At 67.7% G+C, this 25,956-nt stretch carries 24 protein-coding genes; 14 read left to right on the forward strand and 10 right to left on the reverse strand.

Annotated elements, in window-relative coordinates; genetic code table 11:
- The first annotated feature begins 31 nt into the window (after window positions 1-31).
- The 3 genes from KK141_RS18970 (at window position 32) to KK141_RS18980 (ending at window position 2,550) form a co-directional block, all read left to right on the forward strand.
- A complete protein-coding gene (locus KK141_RS18970) occupies window positions 32-649 on the forward strand; it encodes a TetR/AcrR family transcriptional regulator (RefSeq protein WP_214572672.1) in 618 nt (205 codons plus the stop codon).
- A 102-nt stretch (window positions 650-751) separates the two neighbouring features.
- Window positions 752-1,552, forward strand: a complete 801-nt coding sequence (locus KK141_RS18975) for a lysophospholipid acyltransferase family protein (protein WP_214572673.1) — start codon at window positions 752-754, stop codon at window positions 1,550-1,552.
- Window positions 1,549-2,550 (forward strand): alpha/beta fold hydrolase, encoded by a 1,002-nt coding sequence (locus tag KK141_RS18980; protein ID WP_214572674.1) that lies wholly within the window; start codon window positions 1,549-1,551, stop codon window positions 2,548-2,550. The genes KK141_RS18975 and KK141_RS18980 overlap by 4 nt, the downstream gene beginning before the upstream one ends.
- Window positions 2,551-2,579: 29 nt before the next feature.
- On the opposite strand, the gene KK141_RS18985 is transcribed toward KK141_RS18980, so the two are convergent.
- Window positions 2,580-3,188, reverse strand: a complete 609-nt coding sequence (locus KK141_RS18985) for a 2OG-Fe(II) oxygenase (RefSeq protein ID WP_214572675.1) — start codon at window positions 3,186-3,188, stop codon at window positions 2,580-2,582.
- A 7-nt stretch (window positions 3,189-3,195) separates the two neighbouring features.
- The gene (locus KK141_RS18990) at window positions 3,196-4,671 is read right to left on the reverse strand and encodes an AAA family ATPase (protein WP_214572676.1); all 1,476 of its coding nucleotides are present in this window, start codon (window positions 4,669-4,671) and stop codon (window positions 3,196-3,198) included.
- Window positions 4,672-4,770: 99 nt separating this feature from the next.
- Between KK141_RS18990 and KK141_RS18995 the strand changes: the two genes are divergently transcribed.
- From KK141_RS18995 to KK141_RS19025, 7 genes are all read left to right on the forward strand, one after another.
- Window positions 4,771-5,862, forward strand: a complete 1,092-nt coding sequence (locus tag KK141_RS18995) for a PQQ-dependent sugar dehydrogenase (protein ID WP_214572677.1) — start codon at window positions 4,771-4,773, stop codon at window positions 5,860-5,862.
- Window positions 5,863-5,886: 24 nt separating this feature from the next.
- Window positions 5,887-6,516, forward strand: coding sequence for a YbhB/YbcL family Raf kinase inhibitor-like protein (locus KK141_RS19000; protein WP_214572678.1), 630 nt, complete (start codon window positions 5,887-5,889; stop codon window positions 6,514-6,516).
- 145 nt (window positions 6,517-6,661) lie between these two features.
- Window positions 6,662-6,817 carry a DUF1328 domain-containing protein gene (locus tag KK141_RS19005; RefSeq protein WP_214572679.1) on the forward strand — a complete coding sequence of 52 codons (156 nt, stop codon included), beginning with the start codon at window positions 6,662-6,664 and terminating at the stop codon, window positions 6,815-6,817.
- A gap of 89 nt (window positions 6,818-6,906) precedes the next feature.
- Window positions 6,907-7,290 carry a DUF883 family protein gene (locus KK141_RS19010; RefSeq protein ID WP_214572680.1) on the forward strand — a complete coding sequence of 128 codons (384 nt, stop codon included), beginning with the start codon at window positions 6,907-6,909 and terminating at the stop codon, window positions 7,288-7,290.
- Window positions 7,291-7,311: 21 nt separating this feature from the next.
- Window positions 7,312-7,842, forward strand: coding sequence for an ABC transporter ATP-binding protein (locus KK141_RS19015; RefSeq protein WP_250901879.1), 531 nt, complete (start codon window positions 7,312-7,314; stop codon window positions 7,840-7,842).
- Window positions 7,839-8,129, forward strand: coding sequence for a hypothetical protein (locus tag KK141_RS19020; RefSeq protein ID WP_214572681.1), 291 nt, complete (start codon window positions 7,839-7,841; stop codon window positions 8,127-8,129). The genes KK141_RS19015 and KK141_RS19020 overlap by 4 nt, the downstream gene beginning before the upstream one ends.
- On the forward strand, window positions 8,126-9,283 hold the full coding sequence (locus KK141_RS19025) for an AI-2E family transporter (RefSeq protein WP_214572682.1): 1,158 nt from the start codon (window positions 8,126-8,128) through the stop codon (window positions 9,281-9,283). Before KK141_RS19020 ends, KK141_RS19025 begins: the two co-directional genes overlap by 4 nt.
- Before the next feature lie 4 nt (window positions 9,284-9,287).
- Here KK141_RS19025 and KK141_RS19030 read toward each other — a convergent pair whose 3' ends face one another.
- The 4 genes from KK141_RS19030 to KK141_RS19045 form a co-directional block, all read right to left on the reverse strand.
- Window positions 9,288-10,052, reverse strand: coding sequence for an SDR family oxidoreductase (locus KK141_RS19030; protein WP_214572683.1), 765 nt, complete (start codon window positions 10,050-10,052; stop codon window positions 9,288-9,290).
- 12 nt (window positions 10,053-10,064) lie between these two features.
- Window positions 10,065-11,543, reverse strand: coding sequence for a TolC family protein (locus KK141_RS19035; RefSeq protein WP_214572684.1), 1,479 nt, complete (start codon window positions 11,541-11,543; stop codon window positions 10,065-10,067).
- Entirely contained in the window at window positions 11,543-14,740 is a 3,198-nt protein-coding gene (locus KK141_RS19040) for a multidrug efflux RND transporter permease subunit (RefSeq protein ID WP_214572685.1), read from the reverse strand. The genes KK141_RS19035 and KK141_RS19040 overlap by 1 nt, the downstream gene beginning before the upstream one ends.
- A gap of 119 nt (window positions 14,741-14,859) precedes the next feature.
- Window positions 14,860-16,050: an efflux RND transporter periplasmic adaptor subunit gene (locus KK141_RS19045; protein ID WP_214572686.1), complete on the reverse strand. Its 1,191-nt coding sequence runs from the start codon at window positions 16,048-16,050 to the stop codon at window positions 14,860-14,862.
- 142 nt (window positions 16,051-16,192) lie between these two features.
- Here KK141_RS19045 and KK141_RS19050 point away from each other — a divergent pair, with 142 nt between their 5' ends.
- From KK141_RS19050 to KK141_RS19065, 4 genes are all read left to right on the forward strand, one after another.
- Window positions 16,193-17,149: a LysR family transcriptional regulator gene (locus KK141_RS19050; RefSeq protein ID WP_214572687.1), complete on the forward strand. Its 957-nt coding sequence runs from the start codon at window positions 16,193-16,195 to the stop codon at window positions 17,147-17,149.
- A 113-nt stretch (window positions 17,150-17,262) separates the two neighbouring features.
- Entirely contained in the window at window positions 17,263-18,393 is a 1,131-nt protein-coding gene (locus KK141_RS19055; RefSeq protein ID WP_214572688.1) for a serine hydrolase, read from the forward strand.
- A gap of 146 nt (window positions 18,394-18,539) precedes the next feature.
- Window positions 18,540-19,124, forward strand: coding sequence for an ester cyclase (locus KK141_RS19060; RefSeq protein WP_214572689.1), 585 nt, complete (start codon window positions 18,540-18,542; stop codon window positions 19,122-19,124).
- 64 nt (window positions 19,125-19,188) lie between these two features.
- Window positions 19,189-19,506: a helix-turn-helix domain-containing protein gene (locus tag KK141_RS19065; RefSeq protein WP_214572690.1), complete on the forward strand. Its 318-nt coding sequence runs from the start codon at window positions 19,189-19,191 to the stop codon at window positions 19,504-19,506.
- A 3-nt stretch (window positions 19,507-19,509) separates the two neighbouring features.
- On the opposite strand, the gene KK141_RS19070 is transcribed toward KK141_RS19065, so the two are convergent.
- The 4 genes from KK141_RS19070 to KK141_RS19085 form a co-directional block, all read right to left on the reverse strand.
- Complete coding sequence (locus KK141_RS19070) at window positions 19,510-21,087, reverse strand: winged helix-turn-helix transcriptional regulator (protein ID WP_214572691.1); 1,578 nt, start codon at window positions 21,085-21,087, stop codon at window positions 19,510-19,512.
- A 127-nt stretch (window positions 21,088-21,214) separates the two neighbouring features.
- On the reverse strand, window positions 21,215-22,027 hold the full coding sequence (locus KK141_RS19075) for an undecaprenyl-diphosphate phosphatase (RefSeq protein WP_214587354.1): 813 nt from the start codon (window positions 22,025-22,027) through the stop codon (window positions 21,215-21,217).
- Window positions 22,028-22,099: 72 nt separating this feature from the next.
- Window positions 22,100-23,395 (reverse strand): histidine-type phosphatase, encoded by a 1,296-nt coding sequence (locus KK141_RS19080; protein WP_214572693.1) that lies wholly within the window; start codon window positions 23,393-23,395, stop codon window positions 22,100-22,102.
- Entirely contained in the window at window positions 23,392-25,881 is a 2,490-nt protein-coding gene (locus KK141_RS19085) for a TonB-dependent receptor (RefSeq protein WP_214572694.1), read from the reverse strand. The genes KK141_RS19080 and KK141_RS19085 overlap by 4 nt, the downstream gene beginning before the upstream one ends.
- Window positions 25,882-25,956 lie beyond the last annotated feature (75 nt).

Here is a 25,956-nt window from a genome sequence, read left to right on the forward strand (position 1 = left end):
CCGATCGGTAACATTGTCAACAGGTCGAACCATGTCCAACCGCACGAAATCCACCCCGGTAGCCCCGGAATCCTCCGAAACGCCACGCCGCGCGGCGGACCGCATCCGCGACACCGCCTTCGACCTGTTCTACCGCGAAGGCATCCGCGCGATCGGCGTGGAGGAGATCGTCAACCGCGCCGGGGTGACCAAGCCCAGCCTGTACCGCGCCTTCGAGTCCAAGGACGAGTTGATCGCCGAGTACCTGCGCGACTACGACCGCCGCTTCCGCGACAACTTCGCCGCCCAGGGCGCCGGCCATCCGGACGACCCCAAGGCGCAACTGCTGGCCTACGTCGACTACCTGGCCACGCGCGCCAGCACCGATGGCTACCGCGGCTGCGGCCTCACCAATGCGGTGATCGAATACCCCGATCCCGCCCATCCGGCGCACCAGGTCGGCGTGGAGAGCAAGGAAGCCTTGCGCGAGCACCTGCGCGAGCTGTGCCGCGGCATGGGCGCCCCCGATCCGGACGAACTGGCCGATGGCCTGCTGCTGCTGATCGAAGGCAGCTACGTCTCCGGCCAGGCCTTCGGCGAACGCAGTCCGGCACGCGTGCTGGGCGCGATGGCGCGGCGGCTGATCGAGGCCAGCCTGGCAGCGCAGTGATTCATCCGGGCCGGCAGTTTGAAACGCCAGTGGAATGCCGTCTGCACCATGCGCATGCGCACAGCCGACGTAGAGTCCCACTAACGCTAAACTAACCCGCTGATGAGCACCGACACCGTCTCCGCCCAGGACCGAGATTTCCTGCGACCGCTGCGCTACTTCTGGCGCATTCCTCTGTTGCTCCTGCATATCGTGCTGGGCGTGTTCCTGTGCGCCGGCATCCTCAGCTGGAACCGCCACGTCGTGATGAAGGACGGCCGCGAGCCGTTCGCGCACCGCATGATCCGCTGGTGGTCGCGCGCGCTGCTGCGCATCTTCGGCCTGCGCTCGGTGCGCATTGGCCAGCCGCTGCGCGATCCGGTGCTGTTCGTGGCCAACCACACCTCGTGGATCGACATCGAGCTGCTGCACAGCCAGCGCGCCGCCTGCTTCGTGGCCAAGGCGGAGATCGCCAGCTGGCCGCTGGTCGGCTGGCTGGCCGCCAGCGGCGGCACCATCTTCCATCGCCGCGGCAGCAACCACTCGCTGGCCACGGTGATGCAGGTGATGGTCGACCGCCTGCGCGGCGGCCGTTCGGTGGCGGTATTCCCGGAAGGCGGCACCGGCCACAACGGCGTGCTGCGCGTGTTCCATGCGCGCATCTTCCAGGCCGCGCTGGACGCGGAAGTGCCGGTGCAGCCGGTGGCGCTGCGCTTCGCGCGCGACGGCCGCCGCGTGGTCGACGCGGGTTTCCGCGAGCACGAGAACTTCATGCAGAACTTCCTGCGCCTGCTGGGCGAGGCGCCGCTGGACGCCGAAGTGCATTTCCTGGAACCGGTGCCCGCCACGCCGGACGCGCGCCGTCGCATGGCGGAACTGTCGCGCGAACGCATCGCCGCGGCGCTGGAAGACCGCACCGCATGACCCTCCCCCGAGGCACCGATTTCCGCCCGCCATGGCCGCTGACCAGCGGCCATATCCAGACCATGCTGTCCTCCAGCGGCGTGCGCCGCCAGCTGCTGCCGCATGCGGCGCAGACCGTGCGCGAAGGCGCGCAGGAGACGATGGTGGACGGGGGCGACGGCGTACGCCTCACCGGCGCCTACACCGCGCAGAAAAAGCTCCCGCAGGCGCGCGGCCTGGCCGTGCTGTTCCACGGCTGGGAAGGCAGCGTCGATTCCACCTACGTGCTGCAGACCGGCAGCCGCCTGCTCGCCGAAGGCTGGGACATCTTCCGCCTGAATTTCCGCGACCACGGCGACAGCCATCCGCTCAACGAAGCGCTGTTCCATTCCTGCCGCATCGACGAAGTGGTGCACGCGCTGGGCGACATCGCCCGGCGCTGGCCCTCGCGCAAGCTGGCGCTGGCCGGGTTCTCGCTGGGCGGCAACTTCGCGCTGCGCGCCGCGCTGCGTGCGCCGGAAGCCGGCGTGCCGCTGGATTACGCGCTCGCGGTGTGCCCGATCGTCGATCCGGGCGAAGGCCTGTTCTCGCTGGAAGAAACCGCACCGTGGTTCTACCGGGCCTACTTCCTGCGCAAGTGGCGCCGCTCGCTGCGCGCCAAGCAGGCAGCGTTTCCGCACCGCCAGTATTTCGAGCTGGATGAGCTCAAGCAGAACCTGCGCGGCCTCACCGAATCGCTGGTGCTGCGCCATACCGACTTCGGCTCGCTGCAGGCCTATCTGGACGGCTATTCGGTAGCCGGCGCCGCGCTCAAGCGCATGCAGATTCCAGCCACCATCCTCACCGCGCGCGATGATCCGGTCATCCCCGTCGATGCGTTCGAAAAGCTGGAACTGCCGCCCTGCGTGGAGCTGGATATCGCGCCGCACGGCGGCCATTGCGGCTTTATCCGCGGCATGGACATGACCAGCTTCACCGACGAATACATCGCCGCGCGCTTCAACGCGCTGGCCGACTGATTCGGGCGTAACGCGTCAGATCAACCCGATCAAATCAGCGAACCCGGCTCGCGCCGCCGCATCCAGCAGGCGATGCTCATGCGCTCGCGCGTGGCCGGCAACACTTCGTGTTCGAAGTGCGAGGACAGGAACAGCACCATGCGCCCCGCCTGCGGCAGCACGTCGTGGTGGCTGCCGTCGTCCAGATACAGGCGCAGCGCGCCGCCGTCTTCCGCGCGCCAATCCGCGTTGAGGTAATACACCGCCGACACCACGCGCGCTTCGAGCTGGTGCGGCTGGTCCAGGTGTCGCGCATAGCGCGCGCCGGGCGGATACACGGCGTAATGCGCTTCGCTTTCCACCAGTCCCAGCATCAGGCTGCGATTGAAGGCCACGCGCAGCGCGTCGAGCGCTTCGACGTACGGCTGCTGCGCCGCGGTGGGTGCGTCCATCTCGAACCAGCGCGTGTGGTCGCCGCGCAGGGTGGATGCCAGCTTCTCCCGCCCGATCCGCGCCGCTGTCAGCTCGCCCGACGCATGCCGCGCCGCGCACTCGCCCGCCAGCGCCGCCGTCGCTTCGCCAGGCAGCAGATCCTCGAACACGCACCAGCCTTCGTTGGCGAGCGCGTCGATCACGGCGTCGATGCGTGCACGATCCATCAGAACCTCAATCCGCCGGCACGCAGCGCCCGCGCGCCCAGATGCGCAGCGCTTCGACCTGCTCGCGCATCAGCACCGACAAGGGCCGCGTCGCGCCCAGTGCGGCGATCATCATCGGCTGGTCCGGCGGTGTGGCGGCGCTGCTGGCGTCGTACAGCGCGCTGACCACGGCCTGCTCGATTTCCGCGCCGGAGAAACCTTCGCTCGCGGCCGACAAGGCCGGCAGATCGAACTGCTCCACCGGCAGTTTCCGCCGGCGCAGATGCATCGCGAAGATGTCGTTGCGCACGGACGGCTTGGGCAGGTCGACGAAGAAGATCTCGTCGAAGCGACCCTTGCGCAGCAGCTCGGCCGGCAGCTCGTCCACCGCATTGGCGGTAGCCACCACGAAGACTTTCGCCTTGCGCTCCGCCATCCAGGTCAGCAGATAGCCGAGCACGCGGCGCGACACGCCGCCATCCTCGCCGCCGCTGGCCAGGCCCTTCTCGATCTCGTCGATCCACAGCACGCACGGCGCCAGCAGCTCGGTGCTGTGCAGCGCCTCGCGCAGGTTCTTTTCGGTCTCGCCCTGGTACTTGTTGTAGAGCGCGCCGAAATCCATGCGCACCAGCGGCACGCCGAAGCCGCCGGCGATCGCCTTGGCCGCCAGGCTTTTGCCGCAGCCCTGCACGCCCAGCAGCAGCACGCCCTTGGGCGGGTCGAGCGTGGGATCGGGTTCGGCGGCGAGGAAGATCGTGCGCCGCCGCGCCACCCAGTCGCGCACGCGGCTGACGCCAGCGATATCGGCGAAGCTGGCCGTGGCGTATTCGTAATGCAGCAGGCCGGAGCGGTTGAGCAGCTCGAACTTGGTGCGCATCAGTTCCGGCAGGTCGTCGGCGGTGAGCGCGCCGTCGTTGTAGATCAGCTTGCGCACGATGCGCCGCGCATCCGTCGCGGCCAGGCCGAGCAGGTTGCGCACGATGGTGCGCGCGGCGTCGCCGTCCACTTCCACGCGGCGGCCGTGCTCGCGCTGCCAGGCCAGCGCCTCGGCGCGCAGGATCGCGGCCAGCTCCTTGATGTCCGGCAGCGACAGCGGCACGCGCATGCACAGCGCCTCCAGCTCCTCCGGCAGCTCGATGCGCGCGCCCACCAGCACGATCGTATGCGCCGCCGAACGCTGGCGCTGCACGATCTCGCGCAGCTGGCGCAAGGTCATGGCATAGCGCAGGAACGGGTGGAAATCGAACAGCAGGTAGATGCCGCGCTCGGGCGCGTCGCGGATGGCATCCAGGGTGGCGTCCGCATCCGGCGCGATCGCCTCGCCGCCCTGGGCGAAGTCCAGCCGGTTCAAGCCGTCGGTCAGGGTCCAGCGCCACAGCGGCCGCAGCGACTGCGAAATGACGTGGCGGAAACACTCGATCACCCGCTGTTCGTCCACCGTCTCGATGACCAGCAGCGGCGTGGCCGCGCGCACCAGGGTGGTCAGGTCCTGCAATTCGCTCATCTGTCGCCCCTCTCAGGCGGCGCACGATATCAGAGCGGCAGAGGCAACTTCACGCGCGTCGGTATAGGCTTCGGGGCTCCGCCCACCCGGAGGTCACCCATGCGTCCGTTCCTCGCTCTCGCGCTCGGCCTGCTTGCTCTACCGGCCCTGGCCGATCCCCAGCTGGACAAGCTGACCCTGCCCAAGGGTTTCCATATCGCGGTCTATACCGACCAGACCCCCAATGCGCGCGAGATCGCGCTGGGCGCCAAGGGCACGGTGTTCGTCGGTTCGAACGACGCCGGCAAGGTCTATGCGCTGACCGACAGCACGGGCAGTGGCAAGGCCGACAAGGTGCGCGTGATCGCCACCGGCCTGCAGCTGCCGGTGGGCGTGGCGTTCAAGGACGGCGACCTGTATGTGTCCGCCGTGAGCAAGATCGTGGTGCTGCGCGATATCGAGAACCACCTCGACAACCCGCCTAAACCTGAGGTGGTGTACGACAAGTTCCCCACCGAGACGCACCACGGCTGGAAGTTCATCGCCTTCGGCCCCGACGGCAAGCTGTACGTGCCGATCGGCGCGCCCTGCAATATCTGCGACAAGGGCAAGGACTACGCCAAGCTCACCCGCCTCAACAAGGACGGCACCGGCCTGGAAGATGTCGCCTACGGCATCCGCAACACCGTCGGCTTCACCTGGCGCCCGGGCAGCAACGACCTGTGGTTCACCGAGAACGGCCGCGACCTGCTGGGCGACGACCTGCCCAGCGACGAACTCAATCGCCTCACCCGCGTGGGCGAGCACTTCGGCTATCCCTATTGCCATCAAGGCGACACGCTCGATCCGGAATTCGGCAAGGGCAAGAACTGCAAGGACTACACGCCGCCGGTGCTCAAGCTCGGCCCCCACGTGGCCTCGCTGGGCCTGCGCTTCTACGAAGGCCAGCAGTTCCCGGCCGCCTACAAGGGCGCGCTGATCATTGCCGAACACGGCTCGTGGAACCGCACCAGGAAATCCGGTTACCGCGTGATGACAGTGCGCCTCAACGGCAACAAGGTGGCCTCGTACGAACCGCTGATCGACGGCTTCATGCAGGACGAGAAAGCCTGGGGTCGCCCCGCCGACGTGCAGCCGCTGCCGGACGGCAGCCTGCTGGTGAGCGACGACCTGAGCGGCGCCGTGTATCGCGTCACCTACCAGGCAAAATGATCAGCGACCACCGAGGAGACCGCCGTGCAACTTCGCAGTGACAGCTTCCAGGACGGCCAGCCGATTCCCGCGCGCTGCGCCTTCGGCAAGCCGGGTAATCCGGTCGCCCTGTCGGAAAACCTGAGTCCGCAGCTGGCGTGGAAGGATGCGCCGCCGGCCACGCGTTCCTACGTGCTCACCTGCATCGACATCGACGTGCCCAGCCGCGGCGACGACGTGAACCAGGATGGCCGCACGGTGCCGGCCGATCTGCCGCGCGTGGAATTCGTGCACTGGCTGATGGCCGATATTCCGGTGGAGTACACCGAGCTGGCCGAAGGCGCCTGCAGCGACGGCATCGTCGCGCACGGCAAGCGCGCGCCGTCCGGCCCGCCCGGCAGCGTGCAGGGCAAGAACGACTACACCGGCTGGTTCCACGGCGACAAGGACATGGGCGGCGAATACCTCGGCTATGACGGCCCGTGTCCGCCGTGGAACGACGAGCGCGTGCATCACTATCACTTCCGCGTGCATGCGCTGGACGTGGAAAAGCTCAACCTCGCCGACGGCTTCACCCTCGACGAACTGCGCAAGGTGATGCACGGCCACGTGCTGGCGCAGGCGGAGATCGTCGGTACCTATGCGATCTACGCGAAGGCGACGGTGCACGCTTAAATCCGTTCAAGCGAAAACGCGTGTGACGCAACGATGTGGTGACGGTGTGGAGGCTGCGGCGCGCAGCCTTCACGCTCGCGAGGCGCGTGCTATGGATGAATGCGGACCAGGGGTTCCCGTTCGCTGAAATCAGAGGAATCGCGCCATGCTTCACTACGCTCTGATCTTCCTGGTCATCGCCATCATTGCGGCGTTGCTGGGCTTTACGGGAATCGCAGGCACGGCCGCAGGCATCGCCAAGATCCTGTTCATCGTCTTCCTGATTCTTGCGGTAATCGCCTTCTTCCGGCGGGCCAGCTGAACAGGCGCGCCGCCTGGCGCCCACCCGGGCGGGATTTTCGCTACAGTCGATAGCCCGCAGTCCACGATCCCGTCCCCAAGGAGAACGCCATGAACAAAGAAGTCCAGGCGAAGGAAACGGCTCCCGAGCAGGCCCTCGGCACGGGCGGCAGCCGCATCGAGGAAAGTGCCGAACGCTTCAAGCGTGCCACCTCCGACGCGGTAGCCACGGCCAAGGACAAAGTCGACCACGTCGCCGACCGCGTCGAAGACGGCCTGCATCGCGCCACCGACAAGGCTGCCGATGCCGCCACCCGCGCCACAGAGAAAGCGGGCGAATACAGCGAGCGCAGCCGCGAAGCCTATGACGAGGCGATGGACCGCGCTGACGTATGGCTGGAACGCGCGCGCGACTACGTGCGCGAGAAACCGGTGCAGTCGGTAGCCATCGCGCTTGGCGCGGGCTGGCTGCTCGGCCGCATCCTGCGTCGCTGATCCGGCCAAGAGTTCAAGCGGATGCATGATCCCGGCCGCGAGGGCGGCGGGCGCGAGGACGCCGGTCCCGCCCGTCCCGACGAACCATCGCAGGGGCAGGCGTCCGCCGATGCGGACGCCGCCGCGCCGGGCATCCTCGACGACATCGGCCGCGCCGGGCGCGCGGCCAGGCACCTGTTCGGTGCGCAACTCTCCCTGCTGGTGGCGGAACTCGGGCTGGCGCGCAGCGCCGTCTCCTGGATGCTGCTGGCCGGACTCGCCGCCACCGTGGCCGGCGTGGGCCTCGGTCTCACCCTGATGGCGCTGGTCGGCGTGCTGTTGGCCGCATGGCTGCACTCGTGGCCATGGGCGCTGGCGATACTCGGCGTGCTGCAGCTGCTGTTCCTCGGCGGCATGATCATGCTGTTCCGCCGCTGCATGCATTGGCTCACGCTGCCCGACTCCCGCAGCGCATGGCGTGAGACCATACGGCAGGCGATGCGCCGCTCCGAAGGCGTAGCGCCGGATCCGGCCGCCATGCGGCCGGGCGCGAATGGGGAGGAGGGCCTATGAGTCTGTTCAAGCATCTGCGCGCCGTGCGCGAAGCGCGTGAGCGCGTGGCCGATGCGCGCGAGGCGCTGGCGGAACCGGCCGGTGCCCTGCTTGCACGCGGGCGCCAGCATCCGCTCGGCACGGTAAGCGTGGCCGCCGGCCTGGGCTTCGTGCTCGGCCAGTTGAACGTGCATCCGCTGCGCATTCCCGGCCTGGGCGCGCTGCTCAACGGCACCGTCGCCGAACTGGTCACGCAGGCCGTGCGCCTGGTGGCGGAATTCAGCGAAGGCGGCTTCGACCCGTCATGAGCGCCATCGGTCCCCTGGTGCCGCCGCCGGCAGGCAGCGGCGAAACCGCGCCTGCACCGCTGCCGCCGGCCGACGAACCGCCACCGCGCCATCGCCATATGCCGGCGGCGCGCTTCACCCAGCGCCATCTGCTGGGCATCCGCGTCGTGCTCAATCTGTTGCTGCTGCTGGCGCTGCTGTACACCGTCACGCTGGCGCGCGACCTGCTCATTCCCCTGGTGCTGGCCGGCTTCATCGGGCTGGCGCTCAATCCCATCGTCGCCTTCGCCGCGCGCCGGCGCGTGCCGCGCTGGCTCAGCGCCAGCTTCCTGGTGATCGCGCTGATCGCGGGCATCGGCAGCGGCATCGCGCGCCTGACGCCGCCGGCGCTGGAATGGTTCCACGACGCGCCCAGCCTGGTGCGCAACTTCCTGCCCAAGCTGCGCACCATCATGCAGCCGCTGGAAGCGGCCAACCGCGCCACCCAGAGCCTGGTCGGCGGGCAGCCGGTGCGTGCGGCGCCGCGCCCGAGCGCGGTCGCGATCGATGCCTGGAGCGTGCTGGCGGGTACGCCCAGGGCGCTGGCCGCGGTGCTGACCGTGGTGCTGCTGGTGTTCTTCTTCCTGATCTACGGCGACACCTTGCTGCGCCGGCTGGTCGAGATCGCGCCGAACTTCCGCTACAAGCGGCGCACGGTGTCGATCGTGCGCAGCATCCAGGTAGAGGTGTCGCGCTACATCCTCACCACGGTGGTGATCAACGCCATCCTCGGCGTCTTTACCGCCACCATGCTGTGGGCTTATGCGGTGCCCGATCCGCTGCTGTGGGGTGCGGTGGCGATGATCGCCAACTTCATTCCCTACGTCGGCGCCATCGCCACCACCACCATGCTGGCCCTGGTCGGCCTGATCCATTTCGACCAGCCCGGCCAGGCCCTGCTGCCGGCGCTGACCTTCGCCGGCATCACTGCGGTGGAAGGCAATCTGATCACGCCGCTGATCCAGGGCCGCCGCCTGCGCCTGAGCCCGGTGGCGATCCTGCTGTGGCTGCTGGTGTGGGGCTGGCTGTGGGGCATTCCCGGCGCGCTGCTGGCGGTACCGATGCTCACCAGCGTCAAGCTGATCGCGGAGAAGATCCGCGGCTGGCGCTGGTTCGCGATGGTGGTGCAGCGCTAGCGGATCACCAGGCGATCGGTGCGCGGTCGCGGAAGAAGCCGCCGGTGATCGCGCCCTGCGAGGGCAGGCTCGCGGCCCAGACGATGCCGGCTGCGCCATCCGTAACGGGCCGTCCGCCCGGACCGCCCATATCGGTGGCGACCCAGCCTGGGCACACCGCATTGACCAGGATCCCGCTGCCTTTGAGCTCGGCGGCGAGCATGCGTGTGTAGCTGTTGAGCGCGGCCTTGGACACCCGATACGCGGGGCAGTCCTCGCCCTCGCTGTCGATGGCGCCGCAGCCGCTGGAGACATTGACGATGCGCCCGTAGGCATGGCGCCGCATAAAAGGAATGGCGGCTTCGCTGAGCCGCCATGCCCCGAGCAGGTTGGTGTCGAGCGCGCCGCGCACGTTGGCCAGGTCCACCGAGGACGCGCGCTCGTCGAGATTGAAATACGCGCCGGCATTGTTCACCAGCACGTCGAGCCGCCCGTAGTCGCGTTCGATGCGCTCGGCCAGCGCATCCACGTCCGCTTGCGCCGTCACGTCCAGCTGCACGGCGGTGACGTCGCCGCCTTCCCGCCGCAGCGCCTTCGCCGCCTTTTCGCCGGCGGCGAGCTGGCGCGCGCCGAGCAGCACGGTCATGCCGGCGGCGGCAAGCTGGCGTGAAACCTCCAGCCCGAGTCCGCGGTTGGCGCCGCTCACCAGCGCCACGCGCTGGCTCGGTGGCGGTTCGGTGCCGAAGCGCTCGCGCGGCGCGCGGCGCGGAAACGGGACAGGAGGACTCATGGCGCTACCACCTCACTTCACTTGCGCAACCTGGCTGCAGCTTTCGTCGCCGCAGGCTTCCCAGCCGCCGCCGATGGCCTTGTACACCGCCACCGCGCGCAGGTTGATCGCCGCTTCCGCTTCGGCCAGCGCGTCCTCGGCCGCGAGCTGGGTGCGCTCCGCATCGAGCAGCTGCAGGTAGTCCGCGGCGCCTTCGTTGTAGCGCACCCGCGCCAGGTCGGCGGCGCGGCGGCTCTGCGCCACCTGGTCGAACAGCTTCTGCACGCGCTCGCGCTGCAGATTGAAACCGACCAGGGAGTTGCTGACGTCTTCCACCGCCTGCAGCACGGTGCGCTGGTAATTGGCCAGCGCCGCGTCGGCGCGCGCTTCGCTCGCCTTCACGTTGTTGCGCACGCGCTGCACGTTCAGGCCCGGCCAGCTGATGCTCGGCGCGATCGACCAGGCGCGCGTGGACGGACCGCCGAAGTCGTTGCTGCGACCGGCCAGGAAGCCGACGAAACCGCCCAGCGTGATGTGCGGGAACCAGTCGGCCTTGGCCACGCCGATGCGCGCATTGGCCGCGGCCAGTTCGCGCTCGGCGATACGCACGTCGGCGCGGCGCGCCAGCACGTCGCCAGCGTTGCCGATCGGCAGCGCCACGTCGATCGGCTTGAAGCTGCCGGGCGACAGGTCGATGTCCAGTTCGCCCGGACGCTCGCCCAACAGCACCGCCAGATGCGCTTCATCGGCATGGGCCTGCGTTTCCAGCACCGGCAGCTGCGCTTCGGTGGAAGCCAGCCGCGCGTTGGCGCTGGCCACGTCCTGTTCCGAACCCGTGCCGATATCGAAGCGCGCGCGGATCAGCCGCATCGTTTCGCGCTGGTTGTCGATGTCGCGCTTGGCCACGTCGATGCGCTGCTGGGTGCCGCGCAGGTCGAAGTAATAGCGCGCCACTTCGGCGAACAGCGTGACCTGCGCGTCCTGCAGCGAGGCCGCGCTGGCCTGCGCCTCGGCGCCGGCGGCTTCCACCGAGCGGCGCACGCCGCCGAACAGGTCCAGCTCCCAGCTGGCGTCGAAGCCGGCGCGGTAGCTTTCGGTGGTCACGCGGTCGGTGGTGAAGCCCGGCTGCTGCTGGCGGCTGCGCTGGTAGCCGATGTTGGTGTCGACGGTCGGCCACTGGTCGGCGCGGGTGACGCCGAGCAGGGCGCGCGATTCCTTCAGGTGCGCGATGGCGATCTTCAGATCCGGCGCGTTCTTCGCCGCGCGCTGGATCAGTGCATCCAGCGCGGGGTCGTTGAACTGCTTCCACCACGCGGCCTGGAAGCCTTCGGCGGTTTCCTGCTTCGCATCGGCTTCCTGCAAGGTGAGCGGCTTCTCGTCGGGCCGATGGTAGTCCGGCCCGACGCTCACGCAGCCTGCCAGCAGCAGGGCGGCGGCCATCGCACTCAGGCGTGCCTGCTTCGGCGCGCGGCGCGCGAACCAGCCCTGCACGGTTTCAATCAAGGTAAACATCAGTGTTCCTCCAGCGCGGGCGTGTTGAGGCCCTTGGCAGCGCGGCGGGCGGCGCGGCGTTCCGCGGCGCGCTCGCTCCAGCCGCGGATGATCACGTAGAACAGCGGGGTGAAGATCAGGCCGAAGAAGGTGACGCCGAGCATGCCGGCGAACACCGCCACGCCCATGGCATGGCGCATTTCCGCGCCGGCGCCGTGCGAGGTGACCAGCGGCACCACACCCATGATGAAAGCGATCGAGGTCATCAGGATCGGGCGCAGTCGCAGACGGGCGGCTTCCAGCACGGCCTGCTTGCGGTCCATGCCTTCCAGGATCTGCGCTTCGCGGGCGAACTCCACGATCAGGATGGCGTTCTTGCAGGCCAGGCCCACCAGCACGATCAGGCCGATCTGGGTGAAGATGTTGTTGTCGCCGCCCGAGAGCCACACGCCGGAGATCGCGGACAGCAGCACCATCGGCACGATCAGGATCACCGCCAACGGCAGGGTCAGGCTTTCGTACAGCGAAGCCAGCACCAGGAACACCAGCAGCACGCACAAGGGGAACACCAGCACCGCGGTATTGCCGGCGAGGATCTGCTGATACGTCAGCTCGGTCCATTCGAACGACATGCCGTTGGGCAGGTTCTCGCGCGCCAGCTTCTCCATCGCATCCTGCGCCTGGCCGGAGCTGAAGCCCGGGCCGGGGCCGCCGTTGATCTCGGCGGTGGGATAGCCGTTGTAGTGCTGCACGCGGTCCGGGCCCACGCCCTGGTGCACGGTCAGGAACGAACCGAGCGGGATCGCATCGCCGCGCGCATTGCGGGTGCGCAGCTGCAGCAGGTCTTCCGGTTCACGGCGGAAGTGCTGGTCGGCGGACACGTTCACCTGGTAGGTGCGGCCGAAGCGGTTGAAGTCGTTGACGTAGAGCGAGCCCATATAGGCCTGCATGGCCTGGTACACGTCGGCCAGATCCACGCCTTCGGCCTTGGCCTTCTCGCGGTCCACGTTCGCGTCGATCTGCGGCACGCTCACCTGGTAGCTGGAGAACAGGCCGGCCAGGGTCGGCGTCTTGCGGCTTTCGGCGATCAGGTTCTGGGTCTGCTTGTACAACTCCTCGAAGCCGACGTCGCCGCGGTCCTCGATCTGGATGCGGAAACCGCCGATCGTGCCCAGGCCCATCACCGGCGGCGGCGGGAACACCGCGATATACGCGTCCTGGATGCCGGCGAACTTCTGGTTCAGCGCCATCGAAATGGCACCGGCCGACAGCGAGGCGTCGCGGCGGTCCTCGAAGGGCTTCAGCGTGGCGAACACGATGCCGGAGTTGGTGCTGTTGGTGAAACCATTGATCGACAGGCCCGGGAAGGCCACCGCGCTCTGCACGCCCGGCTGCTTCAGGGCGATGTCGCTCATGCGGCGGATCACGTCTTCGGTGCGGTCCAGCGAGGCGGCATCGGGCAGCTGGGCGAACGCCACCAGGTACTGCTTGTCCTGCTGCGGCACGAAGCCGGTCGGCACGTGGGCAAAGCCCAGGAAGCCCAGCGCCACCAGGCCGCCGTACACCATCAGGGTGACGGTACCGGCGCGCAGCACGCGCTTCACGCCGCCGACGTAGCGGTTGGCGCCGCTGGTGAACACGCGGTTGAACGGACGGAACACCCAGCCCAGGCTCTTGTCCATCCACACCGTGAGCTTGTCCTTCGGCGCGTCATGGTCGCGCAGCAGGATGGCGGCGAGCGCCGGGCTCAGGGTCAGCGAGTTGAAGGCCGAGATCACCGTGGAGATGGCGATGGTCAGCGCGAACTGGCGATAGAACTGGCCGGTCAGGCCGCTGATGAAGGCGGTCGGCACGAACACCGCGCACAGCACCAGGGCGGTGGCGACGATGGGGCCGGTCACTTCCTTCATCGCCTGGCGCGTGGCTTCCTTAGGCCGCATGCCGTGCTCGATATGGCGCTCGACGTTTTCCACCACCACGATGGCGTCGTCCACCACGATGCCGATCGCCAGCACCAGGCCGAACAGCGACAGCGCATTGAGCGAGAAGCCCGCCAGGTACATCACCGCGAACGTGCCGATCAACGATACCGGCACCGCCACCAGCGGGATGATCGAGGCGCGCCAGGTCTGCAGGAACAGGATCACCACCAGCACCACCAGGGCGATGGCTTCGAACAGCGTATGCACCACCGCTTCGATCGAGCCGCGCACGAACACGGTCGGGTCGTACACGATGTGGTAGTCCACGCCCTGCGGGAACTCCTTCTTCAGGCCCGCCATTGTGGCGCGCACTTCGTCGGAGATCTGGATGGCGTTGGAGCCCGGGCGGGCGAAGATCGGAATCGCCACTGCCGGCTGGTTGTCCAGCAGGCTGCGCAGCGCGTAGTTGTTGGAACCCAGTTCCACGCGGGCCACGTCGCGCAGGTGCGTCACGCCGCCGTCGGCGGTGGTGCGCACGATGATGTTGAGGAAGTCTTCCTCGGTGACCAGGCGGCCCTGCGTGTTGATGTTGAGCTGGAACGCGGCATTGCCGGGACCGGGCGGCGCATTCAGCGCACCGGCGGCCACCGCCACGTTCTGTTCCTGGATGGAATGGATCACGTCGCCGGTGGTGAGCTGGCGCGAGGCCAGTTTTTCCGGATCCAGCCACACACGCATGCTGTATTCGCCCGCGCCGAACAGCTGCACGTCGCCCACGCCGTTCAGGCGCGCCAGCTGGTCCTTGATGTGCAGGCGCGCGTAGTTCGACAGGTACAGCATGTCGTAGCGGTTATCGGGCGAGGTGAGGTGCACGACCATGGTCAGGTCGGGCGAGCTCTTCTGCGTGGTCACGCCCAGGCGCTGCACTTCCTGCGGCAGCTTGGTCAGCGCCTGCGCCACGCGGTTCTGCACCTGCACCTGGGCGTTGTCCAGGTCGCTGCCCAACGCGAAGGTCACCGTCAGCGTCATGGCGCCGTCGCTGGTGGACTGCGACGAGGTGTAGAGCATGTTCTCCACGCCGTTGATCTGTTCTTCCAGCGGCGTGGCGACGGTTTCGGCGATCACCTTGGGGTTGGCGCCGGGGTAGCTGGCGCGCACCACCACGGTGGGCGGCACCACTTCGGGATATTCGGAGATCGGCAGCTTGAACAGCGAAATGCCGCCCGCGATGACGATCAGTACGGAGAGGACGCCGGCCAGGATCGGCCTGTCCACGAAGAATTGGGCGATTTTCATCGGATCGGTCCTGAGAGTTCTTTAGGACAAGCCGGCCCCGAAGGCGCGTGTCCGACGCGCCTGGCGATGCCGTTCGTTCCATCCCTGCGCCGCGTTCGGCGCAGGGCCATGTCCATCGATTAGTGCTGCGCGGCAACCTTGTTGGTGCTGCCGCCGCCGAGGGCGAGCTGCTTGTCGGGGTCGAGGCTGCGGGTTTCCATGGCCACCTTGGTGGCGTTCACCTCGGCGCCGGGACGCACGTGCTGCAGGCCGTTGACCACCACCACGTCGTCCTTGTTCAGGCCTTCGTCGACCACGCGCAGGCCGTCGAGCAGCGGGCCGGTGACGACGCGGCGGTATTCCACCTTGCGGTCCTTCAGCACCAGCACGTACTTGTTGCCGAGGTCCGACGCCACCGCGCGGTCGTCGATCAGGGCGCGCGGGCGCTGGCTGTCGCTGCGCAGCTGCACGCGCACATACAGGCCGGGGGTGTAGCTGCCGTCGGCGTTGTCGAACACCGCGCGCAGGCGGATCGTGCCGGAGCCGGCGCGCAGCTGGTTGTCGACGAAGTCGATGCGTCCGGCGTGCGGGAAGCCTTCTTCGTTCGACAGCGCCATGGCCACCTTCGGCGCCACGCCGCGCTCGCGGCGCAGCTGCTCGAGCTTCAGATAGCTGTGCTCGTCGACGTCGAAGTAGGCGTAGACCGGGTTCACGCTGACCACGCTGGTCAGCACGTCATTGCTGGTGACCAGGTTGCCGGGCGTGATCAGGGCATTGCTGACGCGGCCGTCGACCGGCGCGCGCACCTCGGTGAAGCCGAGGTTGAGCTTGGCGGCGTCCAGCGCGGCGCCGGTGGATGCCAGCTGCGCCTTGGCGCTCTGGGCGGCGGTGCTGAGGCGGTCGCCTTCCTCGCGCGAAATGGCGTGCTGCTCCAGCAGGCGCTGGCCGCGGGCGGCATTGGCGTCGGCCAGGGTCAGCTCCGAGCGGGCCTGGCTGAGATTGGCCTGCAGCCGGTCGACTTCGGCCTGGTAGGGGCGCGGGTCGATGCGGAACAGCAGCTGGCCCTTCTTGACCAGGGCGCCCTCGGTGAAATGCACCGAGTCCACATAGCCGCTCACGCGCGGCCGCAATTGAATGGTGTCCACCGCCTGCAGGCGGCCAGTGAACTCATTGGAATCGTTGACCGCGCGCACCAGCACCTGGGCGACGGTCACTTCCGGCGGCCCGCCGGCGGCGGCCTGGGCGTGGGTTTCGCCGCGGCTGCCGAGCACCGCCCAGCTGCCGGCCACGGCAACCACGGCGAGGGTGGCGAAGATCCATCGTTTCTTCATGATGCGCTCCGAGAATTAGTGAACCGATCGGTTCAAACCGTTCGAGGCGCGAGAGAATAGGTGTACCTTTCAGTTTAGAAAATCCCTTGCTTGTGCAATGCAGTAGTGACTGCCAGTCACGAATGGGCGCAGAATCGACGCTATGGAAGACTTTGCCGCAATATCCGCCTTCGTTCGCGTGGTCGAGGCCAAAAGCTTCGCCGCCGCCGCCGTCCAATTGGGCATGACCCCCTCCGGCGTCAGCCGGGCGGTGTCTCGCCTGGAGGAACGCCTCGGCGCCCGGCTCCTGTTCCGCTCGACCCGTTCGCTGCGTTTGACCGACGATGGCGCCGCATTCCACGCACGTTGCAAGGAAATCCTTGCCGATCTCACCGAGGCCACCGAGGCCCTGAACTACGCTACCCGCAAGCCCACGGGCCGCCTGCGGGTGGGTATCTCGCTGGCCGTCGGCCGCGCCGCGGTCATCCCCCGGCTGGACGAATTCGAGCGCCGCTACCCGGATATCCGCCTGGAACTGTCCATGAGCGACAGCCCGGCCGATCTCAACGAAGAAGGCATCGACTGCGCCATCCGCGTGGGCGAGCTGGAGGATTCCAGCCTGATCGCCCGCAAGATCGGCTACCTGCGCAACGTGGTCTGTGCCTCGCCCGAGTACCTGGCCAAACACGGCGCCCCGCGCAGCATCGAAGACCTCAAGCAGCACCGCATCATCAACTACGTCTATCCCAACCGCCGCCCGCGCCAGTGGCAGTTCGACACACCCAGCGGCCAGGTGGGCGTGGACGTCGAAGCGCACCTGCTGATCAATGACGGCGAGTCAGTGATTCAGGCAGCCTCCGCGGGCCTGGGCATCACCCAGGCCCCGCACATGCTGGTGGCCTGCATGCTCGACAAAGGCATGCTCGAGCTGGTCATGACCGACACCATCTCCACCGGCAAGCCGGTGTGGATCGTGTACCCGCAGAAGAAGCACCTGTCGGCGCGCGTGCAGGCCTTCATCGAATGGGTGCGCGAGCTGTTCGACCGCACCAACGAACCAGGCTACAAGAAGGCGCCGGTGGTGGGGAAAGTGGAAGCGCCGGAGCGCCTGAGCGCCTGAGCGCCGCCTAAGCCATTGAAGCCGCGGGGCTTCATAAATCTTCATTCGGTCTTCCGGCGCTTCATTCGCCGCCGCGCTGGACTCCATGGGCACCTCAACCATGGAGTCCGACCATGCACCATCCCAGGCCTTACCTGCTCGCCGCCCTGCTCGCGGCCTGTTCGCTTTCCCTCTCCGCGGCCGAGTACCGCGCTCCCGCCTCGCACGATGACGGCTGGCCCGTCGCCGATGCCCGCGCCGAACACGTCGACACCGCCCCGTTCGCCGCGCTCGAGGGCAAGATCGCCGACGGCAGCTTCAAGAACATCACCAGCGTCCTGGTCGCCCGCGACGGCAAGCTGGTCTACGAGCATTACTTCAACGGCAGCGACGCCGACCGCCTCAACGACGTGCGCTCGGCCAGCAAGAGCGTCACTGCGCTGCTGGCCGGCGCGGCCATCGACCGCGGCCTGATCCCCGGCGTGCAGGCCAAGGTCTACGGCTTCTTTCCAGACAAGCAGCCGGTGCAGCACGCCGACCCGCGCAAGCAGGCGATCACGCTGGAAGACCTGCTGACCATGAGTTCGCTGTGGGAATGCAACGACGAGAACGAGTTCTCCTCCGGCAACGAGGAGCGCATGTACGTCAGCGAAGACTGGCTGCAGTTCGCGCTGGATTTGCCGATCAAGGGCTTCGCGCCGTGGATGGCCAAGCCGGCGGACAGCCCGCACGGCCGCGCGTTCGCCTACTGCACAGCTGGCGCCTTCGTCTCCGGCGCAGTGGTGGAGCGTGCCACGCGCATGCCGCTGTCGCGCTTCGCCGCCGAAGCGCTGGAGAAGCCGCTGGGCATCGAGCACGTGCAATGGAACGCCTCGCCGCTGGGCATCGGCATGGGCGGCGGCGGCACGCGCTACCGCAGCCGCGACCTGGCCAAGCTCGGCCAGCTGGCGCTGGACGAGGGGCGCTGGCATGGCAAGCAGGTCATTTCCGCAGCGTGGATCCAGGCCATGCTGACCGTGCATGCGCAAGCGCGCGACGATGCCGACTACGGCTACTTCTGGTGGTGCTTCCGCAAGCCGGTCACCGGCATCGACGAACCGGTGTGGGCGATGAGCGGCAATGGCGGCAACTACGTGTTCGTGGTGCCGTCGCGGCGGCTGGTCGCGGTGATCACCAGCACGGCCTACAACCAGCGCTACATGCATCCGCAGTCGCAGGAAATCCTGCGCGAGTATCTGCTCAAGGCGGTGGCCGGCACGCACTGACACGCCCGCCTGGGTTACTGAAAAGTAACCAATTTACAGCGTGCTCCGGCGCGCCCAGACTGGTGCCTCGCTTATCGACGGAATCTTCCCGGTGGCTCCGTCAGGAGCCGCCGACGTCGACTCACACCCAGCAGGAGGCACGCATCATGACGACCCGAAAGACCGCATTCGCCCTGGCGCTCGGCGCGAGCCTCGCCCTCGGTGGCCTGGCGGCGGCACAGGCCGCGGAGCAGGACCACTGGCCGGCCAGCAAGAACGGCCAGGCGGCGCCGAAGGTGGCCGGCATGCCGGCCGAACTGGTCAAGAACCTGGCCAACTTCGACGATCTGGATTTCCGCGTCTACACCGGCCAGCAGTGGGAAAACCTGCATAAGAGCCACGGCCAGGACATCGTCGTGCACTACCCCGACGGCCACACCACCAAGGGCATCCCGGACCACATCAAGGAACTGCAATTCATGTGGACCTGGGCGCCGGACAACCGCATCACCGAGCACCCGGTGCGCTTCGGCACCGCCGATGCGCAATGGACGGCGGTAATGGGTTTCCTCGATGGCACCTTCACCAAGCCGATGGTGCTGGCCGACGGCACCGTGATCCAGCCGACCGGCAAGGCCTATCACCTGCCGATGGCGACGCTGGGGCACTGGAACAAGCAGGGCACGATGGACGAGGAATACCTGTTCTGGGACAACGCCACGCTGCTGAAGCAGATCGGCGTGGGCAAGTAAGCCCGTCGACGTTCGCATGGGCCGGCGATTGGCGCCGGCCCGGCGAGCTTTCATACTCGCGCTCATGGCCACCGAACCTGTGAACATCTGCGCCGCCGAAGTGGTGCTGCGCGTCCTGCGCGGACGCTGGGCCATGACCATCCTGATGACGCTGACCGAACGCGGCCCCGTGCATTTCGGTGCGATGGAGCGCTCGATCAAGGGCATCTCGGCCAAGGTGCTGTCGGAGCAGCTGCGCTATCTGCAGAACGCCGGTGTGGTGAGCCGCAGTTCTTCCGCACAGCGGCGCGAGGTCTATTACGAACTCACGCCGCGTGGCCAGGAACTGAAACTCGCGCTCGATGCGATCAACGACCTGGCGCGCCGCTGGCCCGACCTGTAGCGCTCAAGGCGCGTCGCGCAGATCCGCTGGGCGCCAGTCCGCAGCCAATACCTGGGCGCGTTGCGCAGCGACGCGCCGGCTCAGCGTGTCGATCGATGCGGCGTAGGCGGGATCGTTGGCAAGGCCACGCAATAGGGGCGAAGTCTGCAGATAGGCGCGGTCGCTGTAGCCGCCTTGTACGGCCGTTTCCACCGAACGCAGCGCGTCGGCATGCAGTCCGCGTGCATCCTGCAGCAGGGCCAGTTCGAGATAGTCGCCGGGATAGCCCGCGCCGCCGAGGAACTGGCGCTGCATCTGCGCCATGCGCTCGTCCAGCCATGCCGGCGTGGGCGATGTCGCGCCATACAACGCAGTCAGCGTGGTGGGGAGGCTCATCTGCGGGCGTAGCTGCCGTGCCTGTTCGAAGGCGCGGCGCGCACCGTCGCGGTCGCCACGCAGCAGCGCGAGTTCGCCGCCCAGCACATAAAGATCCACATGCGGCGTGTTGCGCGCCAAGGCCTGGTCCAAGGCTTCCTGCGCTTCCTTGAAACGCCCTTGCAGGAACAGATGCCGCGGCCAGGCGATATTGGAGAACACATTGTCCGGATAGAGCTGGAAGCTCTCGCGATAGCGCCGCTCCGCCGCGTCGGTGAAGCCGAGCAGCTCCAGTTCGCGCGCCACCTGCACGGCGCGGAAGCGCACGCGGGCGGGATCGCCGTGCATGTCCAGGTTGGCATGCAGCGCGTCGGCCAACCGGCCCTGCTCCTGATAGAGATAGGCCGCCGATGCGCGCGTGGCATCGTCGGCGGGGTTGAGCGCCATCGCCTTCTCGTAGGCGCGCAATGCAGCGGACAGCTCGCCCGCGCAATCGTGCGCATAGGCCAGTGCGGACCAGGCGCCGCTGTTGTCGGGCGCGGCTTTCAGCACGGCCTCCGCTTCATGGCCTGCCTGTTGCGTCCAGTCGTAAGCGAAGTTGTACAGGCAGACGCGGGCGCTATAGGCGCGGCTCAGGCCGATACGTGCTGCTGTGTTGGCGGGATCGCGCGCCAGCACCTGCTGATAGAGCAGGATCGCGCGTTCGTTGTTGTCCTTCTGGCCGATGCCGGCGTAGTAGGCCGCGCGATTCATCAGCGTCTGCGCCGGATCGATGCGGCCGTGCTCGATGGACGAGCGATACCACCACGCACCGGCCAAGCCGATCGCGATGGCGACACCGGCGCCGATCACCCATGGGCGCAACGTTCGCTGCGCCGTCACCGGCTCATCGGCGATCAAGGCCTCGGCGACCCGCGGCGCTTCGCACAACTGATAACCCCGCCCGCGCACCGAGCGGATGTAGCGCGGATGGCGCCCATCGTCGCCCAGCGACTGGCGCAGCAGCTTCACGCGCTGAGTGACGGTCTCTTCGTTCACCACCGCCGGCGCCCAGACCTCGGCCATCAGCGTGTCGAAACCCACCACCGCATCGCCATGCCGCAACAGGCAGGCCAGCAGCTGGAAGTTCAGGCCCTGCACGTCGAGCGCATCGCCGTCGCGCGTCACGCGCTGGCGCGCGAGGTCGATATGCAGGTCGAGCAGGCGGTAGTGGGATGACGGTTCCATGGCGCGCGGAACTATGTCATGGAACCTCGTAGGTTGGGGTGAGCCGCCAGGCGAACCCCAACATGGCCAAGGGCATGGAGCTGGCGATGTTGGGGTTCGCCTGGCGGCTCACCCCAACCTACGCAACCTACGCAGTGCGCCCGCCGGCGCCCGCCGGCATCAGCACCAGCAGGGCGATGCCCAGCGCGATGCGGTAGATCGCGAACGGCGTGAAGCGGTGCGTGCGGATATAGCCCAGCAGCCACTTCACCGCGATAAAGGCCACGATGGCCGAGACGACGAAGCCGACGATCAGCGCGCTCCAGTCCTCGTGCGCCACGCCGTCGCTCTTCACCACCTTCAGCAGTTCATAGCCGGTGGCGGCGTACATGGTGGGAATGCCCACCAGGAAGGCGAACTCCGTCGCCGCCGCGCGATTGCTGGTACCGGCCAGCATGGCGGCGAAGATGGTCGCGCCCGAGCGCGAGGTGCCGGGGAATACGCCGGCCACGATCTGCGCGATGCCGACCAGGATCGCCACCGTCCAGGTCACTTCGGTGCGGTCGACCTGGCGCGCCGCCATCTGCTCGGCACCGATCATCCACAGGCCGCCGATCACCAGCGCCCACGCGATGGGGGTCACCGCCTCGGGGAGCTTGAAGCCCATGTGGGTGACGATGAAACCCAGCACCGCGGTGATCATGAAGGCCACGAACAGCTTCAGCACATAGTCGCGGTTGGCCGGATCGCGCCACTGCGTGAGCAGGCCCCAGATGCGCTTCCAGTAGATGAAGGTGACCGCGAGGATGGCGCCGGCCTGGATGCCCACATTGAACAGGTCCGAGCGCTCGCCCAGGCCCAGCTTCTCGGCGATCAGCAGATGACCGGTGCTGGAGATAGGCAGGAACTCGGTGATGCCTTCGATGATGCCGAGCAGGACGACTTTGATCAGATCGCTCACGTGCGGAACTCCGGGCTACTGCAAAGCGCCATAGCTTAAGCGCTAGCCCCTTCCTTGGGGCACGTCCGGGCCTTACTTGCTGACTGCCGGTTCATGCGGAGCTTCTTGCGATACGGCGGGCCACGCGCGCATCGCGGGCAGCGCCGGATCGATGCGCGTGGCATCCATGCGCGTGCGCAACCAGCGCGAGACCTTGTCCAGCGGGCATCGGTCGGTGGCGGGGCAGGGTGCGAGCCTCAGCGTCTTGCGCACCAGCGCATCCGGTGCCGCGTAGTCGGCGCTGCGCAAACTTGCGAGCGTGGGCATCGCGGTGGATACGCTCACGCTGTACTTGTCATGCGTCTGCCACAGATCGAACACCAGTGCGCCACCGGGCGGATAGTCGTCCGGGTGCGCGGCGTCGTGCCAATCGGCATCGAGCAGGCCGGCGAGCTGCGCGAGATTGGTGTCGTGGCCCACCACCAGCACGGCGCGCGTGGACGCGGTTGCAAGCGGTGCGATCGGCGTCTTTTCGCCGCCGGCCTGCTGCAGGCTGGCCAGCACGTGCGCCAGCAGGTTGGAACCACCGCGGGCCGCGGCCGGCATGGACTTCTTGCTCAGCGCGAACTGCAGGTTGTGCAAGGTAACGAGACGGCCCATGGTCGCTTCGTCGCCTTGGCCCCAGGCCACGTTCGCGGCGGGGAAGCCCTGCGCGTATTCCAGCATCAGGTTTTCGCTGAGGCTGCCGGCGGTCTTCAGCGCCTTGGCGCGTTCGCCGTCGTCTTTTGCATCGAGCAGAGTCTTGCGGCCGTCCGCATGCGCCTTGGCCAGGCAGGTCGAGCCTTCGCAACCGAGCAGCACGCGCTGCAGCTGCGCCAGTTCGGCGGGCGGCCAGGTCGCGGGCAAGGCGGGTTTGTCGTCATCGTCCTTGTCATCGTCCTTGCCGCCGAAATGGAACAGCGGGTTGTTCCGGTCGGTGGGCAGGGCGAGATACGTGGGTTGGCAATCCGCTGCCAATCCCTGCGCCAGCGCCGCGCCGCTGGCGTGATTGCGCGGCGTGCTGTCGGCGATCACCACCACCTCGTTCACGCGATCGCAGGCGCCGGACCACAATCCATCCGCCGCGAACAGGCGGCGATAGCTCTCGCCCAGCGCGCGCATGCCTTCGATGCCATGCGGCGTGAGCTGCCCCGGTGCGACCGGCCACGCGGCCCACGGCCGGTTGGCGTAAGGCGCCAGCGCCTCCGGTGCCTTGGTCGGCGAACGCACGCCGTGGCGCAGCACCACCACGCGCAGGCGCAGCGTGGCCTCGTCCGCCTGCGCCAGCAGTGGCGCGCACAGCGCCGCGCCGAGCAAGGCCGCGCGAACGAAGACGCCCGGCCGCCTCACAGCTTCACCGACAGGTCGAGGAACACGCCGCGGCCCGGCAGCCCGAAGTACAGCGGCGTGCCGCTGACCGACTGCGTGCCCGCATAGCCGGCCAGCTTGTGCACGTTGAACAAGTTGTTGACGTCCACGCTCACCGAATAACCCTTGCCGCCCCAGGGGCCATGATCGCCGCGGAAACCGAAGGCCGCATCCCAGGACATATAGCCGGCGAGCCGCGCATCGTTGGCGAAGACGTCCTTGCCGCTGGCGTCGGTGGCGTTGTCCAGGCCGTACTGGTGGCCGACGAACTTGCCCATCAAGGAACCGAACCAGCCCTGCTGGCTGCTGTAGAGCAAGCCCAGCGCCGCCGTCACCTTCGGCGTGGCGGCGACCTGCACGCTGCTGCCCTTGTAGGTGGCCTTGTTGTAGCTGGCATTGCCGTAAAGGCTGAGCGTGGGCGTCAGCGCATAGGTCGCTTCCGCCTCGGCGCCCTTGTAGATCGCGCCGCCGCCGTTGACGTAGGCGCTCTCGTTGCCGTTGGCGGTCTTCACCTCGGTCTGCGCGATCAGGTTCTTGAAGTCGATGTAGTACAGGTTGGCGCCGAAGGTGAGTCCGCGCGTCGCATACGCCGTGCCCACCTGGTAGTTGGTGGTCAGTTCCGGATCCAGCCCGCGCGTACCGTTGAACTCGATCACGTCGATCGGTGGCGCCAGGAAGCCGCGGGCTACCTGTGCATACGCGCTCCACTCGTCGCTCAGGCGATCGTGCAGGCTCAGCGAGGGCAGGGTGGCGCTGTAGGTGGCCTCGGCGTGTGCGGGCACCGGCGGCGAGATCTTGTTGAGCGCGGCGTCGAGGCTGCGCGTGACGGAGGAGTAGCGCAGGCCCGGGCTCAGCGTGAGCTGGTCGGTGAGGCGCCAGTCGTACTGCACGAAGGGTTGCGCAGTGTCGGTGCGGTCCTTCAGCTGATAGTTGTAGACGGGGCCGTACTTGGTGCCGCTCTGCTGGCCGGTCGTCATGTCCAGCGGCAGCTGGTAGCGCTGATCGAGATTGCGTTCCAGCCACACGCCGGTCTGCAAGGTGCCCGGGCCCAGCTCGCGGCCCAGGCGCAGCACGTCGCCGAAGGCGCGGAAGCCGTTGTCGGCCTGCTTGCCCGGCACGTCGGTGGCGGACTTGCCCACCTTCTTGCCCTTGGCGTCGTAGAAGGTCACGCCGTTGTCGGCGGCGTTGTTGTCGGTGGCGTCGCTGGTCTTGAGCGACCAGTGGTCGAAGCTGTTGTAGTAGACCTTGTTGTCCACGTCCCACTCGCCCAGCCGCGTGATCAGGCCGACATAGGTGAAGCTGGAGTAGTACGCGGCCTTGTTGTAGCCCTGGTAGGACTGCAGGCGCGGATCGTCGCGCAGGCCATAGCGCCAGCCGTACTGCGCGATCTCGCCCAGCGTCGCGCCCTGCACCGTGTTTTGGTGTTCCTGGTTGTAGCTGGTGACGAAGGTGAGCGTGGTGGCGGTGCCGAGGTCGCTCACGGTCTTGATGAAGGCATGCTCGCGGCGGTCGTCGGTGCCCTTGAGATAGGTATCGCTGGCTTCCTTGGAGATATCGGCGAACAGCTTGGTGTGCGCACCGATCTGCTCATCCGCGGCGACGCCGCCGGCGCGCGTGTTCCAGCTGCCCACGGTGAGGTAGGGCGTGATGCCCGGCACGTCGCTCGGGTCGCGCGAGCGCAGGCCCACGGTGCCGCCGAACGTCGCATTGCCGATGGTGGAACCGCCGCCGGGGCCGCGGTCGATCTCGGCCTGGCCCAGCACGTGGTTGTTGAAGTAGGCCGAGGTGGTGTGGTGCAGGTCGCTGGCGTCTCCGAACGGAATGCCGTCGAAGGTGATGTTGAACTGGCCGTCCTGGAAGCCGCGGATGCTGATGCCTTCGTTCTTGCCCAGGCCGGGGCCTTCCGGCGAGGTGACGGTGACGCTCGGCGCGTACTTGATGATGTCGTCGAAGTTGGAGTTGAAGCGCAGGCCGTCGCGGATAAAGCGCTCGTCGATCACCGAGGTCGGCTGCACCGCATCCAGCGGCGCCGCGCTGGGCGCCAGCGTGTCCACCGCATTGGCGTGCACGCTGATCGGTGCCAGTTCGCGCGTGGGGCTGTCAGTGTCCACCGGCGGCAGGCCGCGCGACGCCGTCGCGTCCGCGGCCGGTGCGTTTCCCGCGCGTGCCGCCGGCACGATGGTCACCGTGGTGGGCGTGACGAAGCGGTAATCCAGCCCAGTGCCTGCCAGCAGCTGGCGCAGCTGCTCGCGTGGTTCGCCGGCGGTGGCACCGCGGCTTTTCACGCTTTCGGCGACGTCGGCCGAATACACCAGCTGCAGACCGCTGCGGCTGGCCACCAGGTCCAGCGCCTGGGCCAGCGGCATCGGCGCGATCGCCGGCGCGGCGGTGTGATCCTGCGCATGCAGGGCGAGGGACAGCGTGCCGCCGAGCAGCAGCGCGATATGGAGGGCGAGCGTCTTGCGCATGGAGCGAGCCTTGGGGCGAGAGGGAGAAGAAAGGCGGCGAAGCGCACACGCATCGCCGCCGCATAACCTCTACGA

This window comes from Dyella sp. LX-66 (assembly GCF_018599165.1).
In the GTDB taxonomy this organism is placed as follows: Bacteria; Pseudomonadota; Gammaproteobacteria; order Xanthomonadales; family Rhodanobacteraceae; genus Dyella_D; species Dyella_D marensis.

Bases quoted from the DNA above. Each gene is read 5' to 3' on its own strand.
- KK141_RS18970 (WP_214572672.1), top strand. From the start codon at position 32: ATGTCCAACCGCACGAAATCCACCCCGGTAGCCCCGGAATCCTCCGAA.
- KK141_RS18975 (WP_214572673.1), top strand. From the start codon at position 752: ATGAGCACCGACACCGTCTCCGCCCAGGACCGAGATTTCCTGCGACCG.
- KK141_RS18980 (WP_214572674.1), top strand. From the start codon at position 1,549: ATGACCCTCCCCCGAGGCACCGATTTCCGCCCGCCATGGCCGCTGACC.
- KK141_RS18985 (WP_214572675.1), bottom strand. From the start codon at position 3,188: ATGGATCGTGCACGCATCGACGCCGTGATCGACGCGCTCGCCAACGAA.
- KK141_RS18990 (WP_214572676.1), bottom strand. From the start codon at position 4,671: ATGAGCGAATTGCAGGACCTGACCACCCTGGTGCGCGCGGCCACGCCG.
- KK141_RS18995 (WP_214572677.1), top strand. From the start codon at position 4,771: ATGCGTCCGTTCCTCGCTCTCGCGCTCGGCCTGCTTGCTCTACCGGCC.
- KK141_RS19005 (WP_214572679.1), top strand. From the start codon at position 6,662: ATGCTTCACTACGCTCTGATCTTCCTGGTCATCGCCATCATTGCGGCG.
- KK141_RS19010 (WP_214572680.1), top strand. From the start codon at position 6,907: ATGAACAAAGAAGTCCAGGCGAAGGAAACGGCTCCCGAGCAGGCCCTC.
- KK141_RS19015 (WP_250901879.1), top strand. From the start codon at position 7,312: ATGCATGATCCCGGCCGCGAGGGCGGCGGGCGCGAGGACGCCGGTCCC.
- KK141_RS19020 (WP_214572681.1), top strand. From the start codon at position 7,839: ATGAGTCTGTTCAAGCATCTGCGCGCCGTGCGCGAAGCGCGTGAGCGC.
- KK141_RS19025 (WP_214572682.1), top strand. From the start codon at position 8,126: ATGAGCGCCATCGGTCCCCTGGTGCCGCCGCCGGCAGGCAGCGGCGAA.
- KK141_RS19030 (WP_214572683.1), bottom strand. From the start codon at position 10,052: ATGAGTCCTCCTGTCCCGTTTCCGCGCCGCGCGCCGCGCGAGCGCTTC.
- KK141_RS19035 (WP_214572684.1), bottom strand. From the start codon at position 11,543: ATGTTTACCTTGATTGAAACCGTGCAGGGCTGGTTCGCGCGCCGCGCG.
- KK141_RS19040 (WP_214572685.1), bottom strand. From the start codon at position 14,740: ATGAAAATCGCCCAATTCTTCGTGGACAGGCCGATCCTGGCCGGCGTC.
- KK141_RS19045 (WP_214572686.1), bottom strand. From the start codon at position 16,050: ATGAAGAAACGATGGATCTTCGCCACCCTCGCCGTGGTTGCCGTGGCC.
- KK141_RS19050 (WP_214572687.1), top strand. From the start codon at position 16,193: ATGGAAGACTTTGCCGCAATATCCGCCTTCGTTCGCGTGGTCGAGGCC.
- KK141_RS19055 (WP_214572688.1), top strand. From the start codon at position 17,263: ATGCACCATCCCAGGCCTTACCTGCTCGCCGCCCTGCTCGCGGCCTGT.
- KK141_RS19060 (WP_214572689.1), top strand. From the start codon at position 18,540: ATGACGACCCGAAAGACCGCATTCGCCCTGGCGCTCGGCGCGAGCCTC.
- KK141_RS19065 (WP_214572690.1), top strand. From the start codon at position 19,189: ATGGCCACCGAACCTGTGAACATCTGCGCCGCCGAAGTGGTGCTGCGC.
- KK141_RS19070 (WP_214572691.1), bottom strand. From the start codon at position 21,087: ATGGAACCGTCATCCCACTACCGCCTGCTCGACCTGCATATCGACCTC.
- KK141_RS19085 (WP_214572694.1), bottom strand. From the start codon at position 25,881: ATGCGCAAGACGCTCGCCCTCCATATCGCGCTGCTGCTCGGCGGCACG.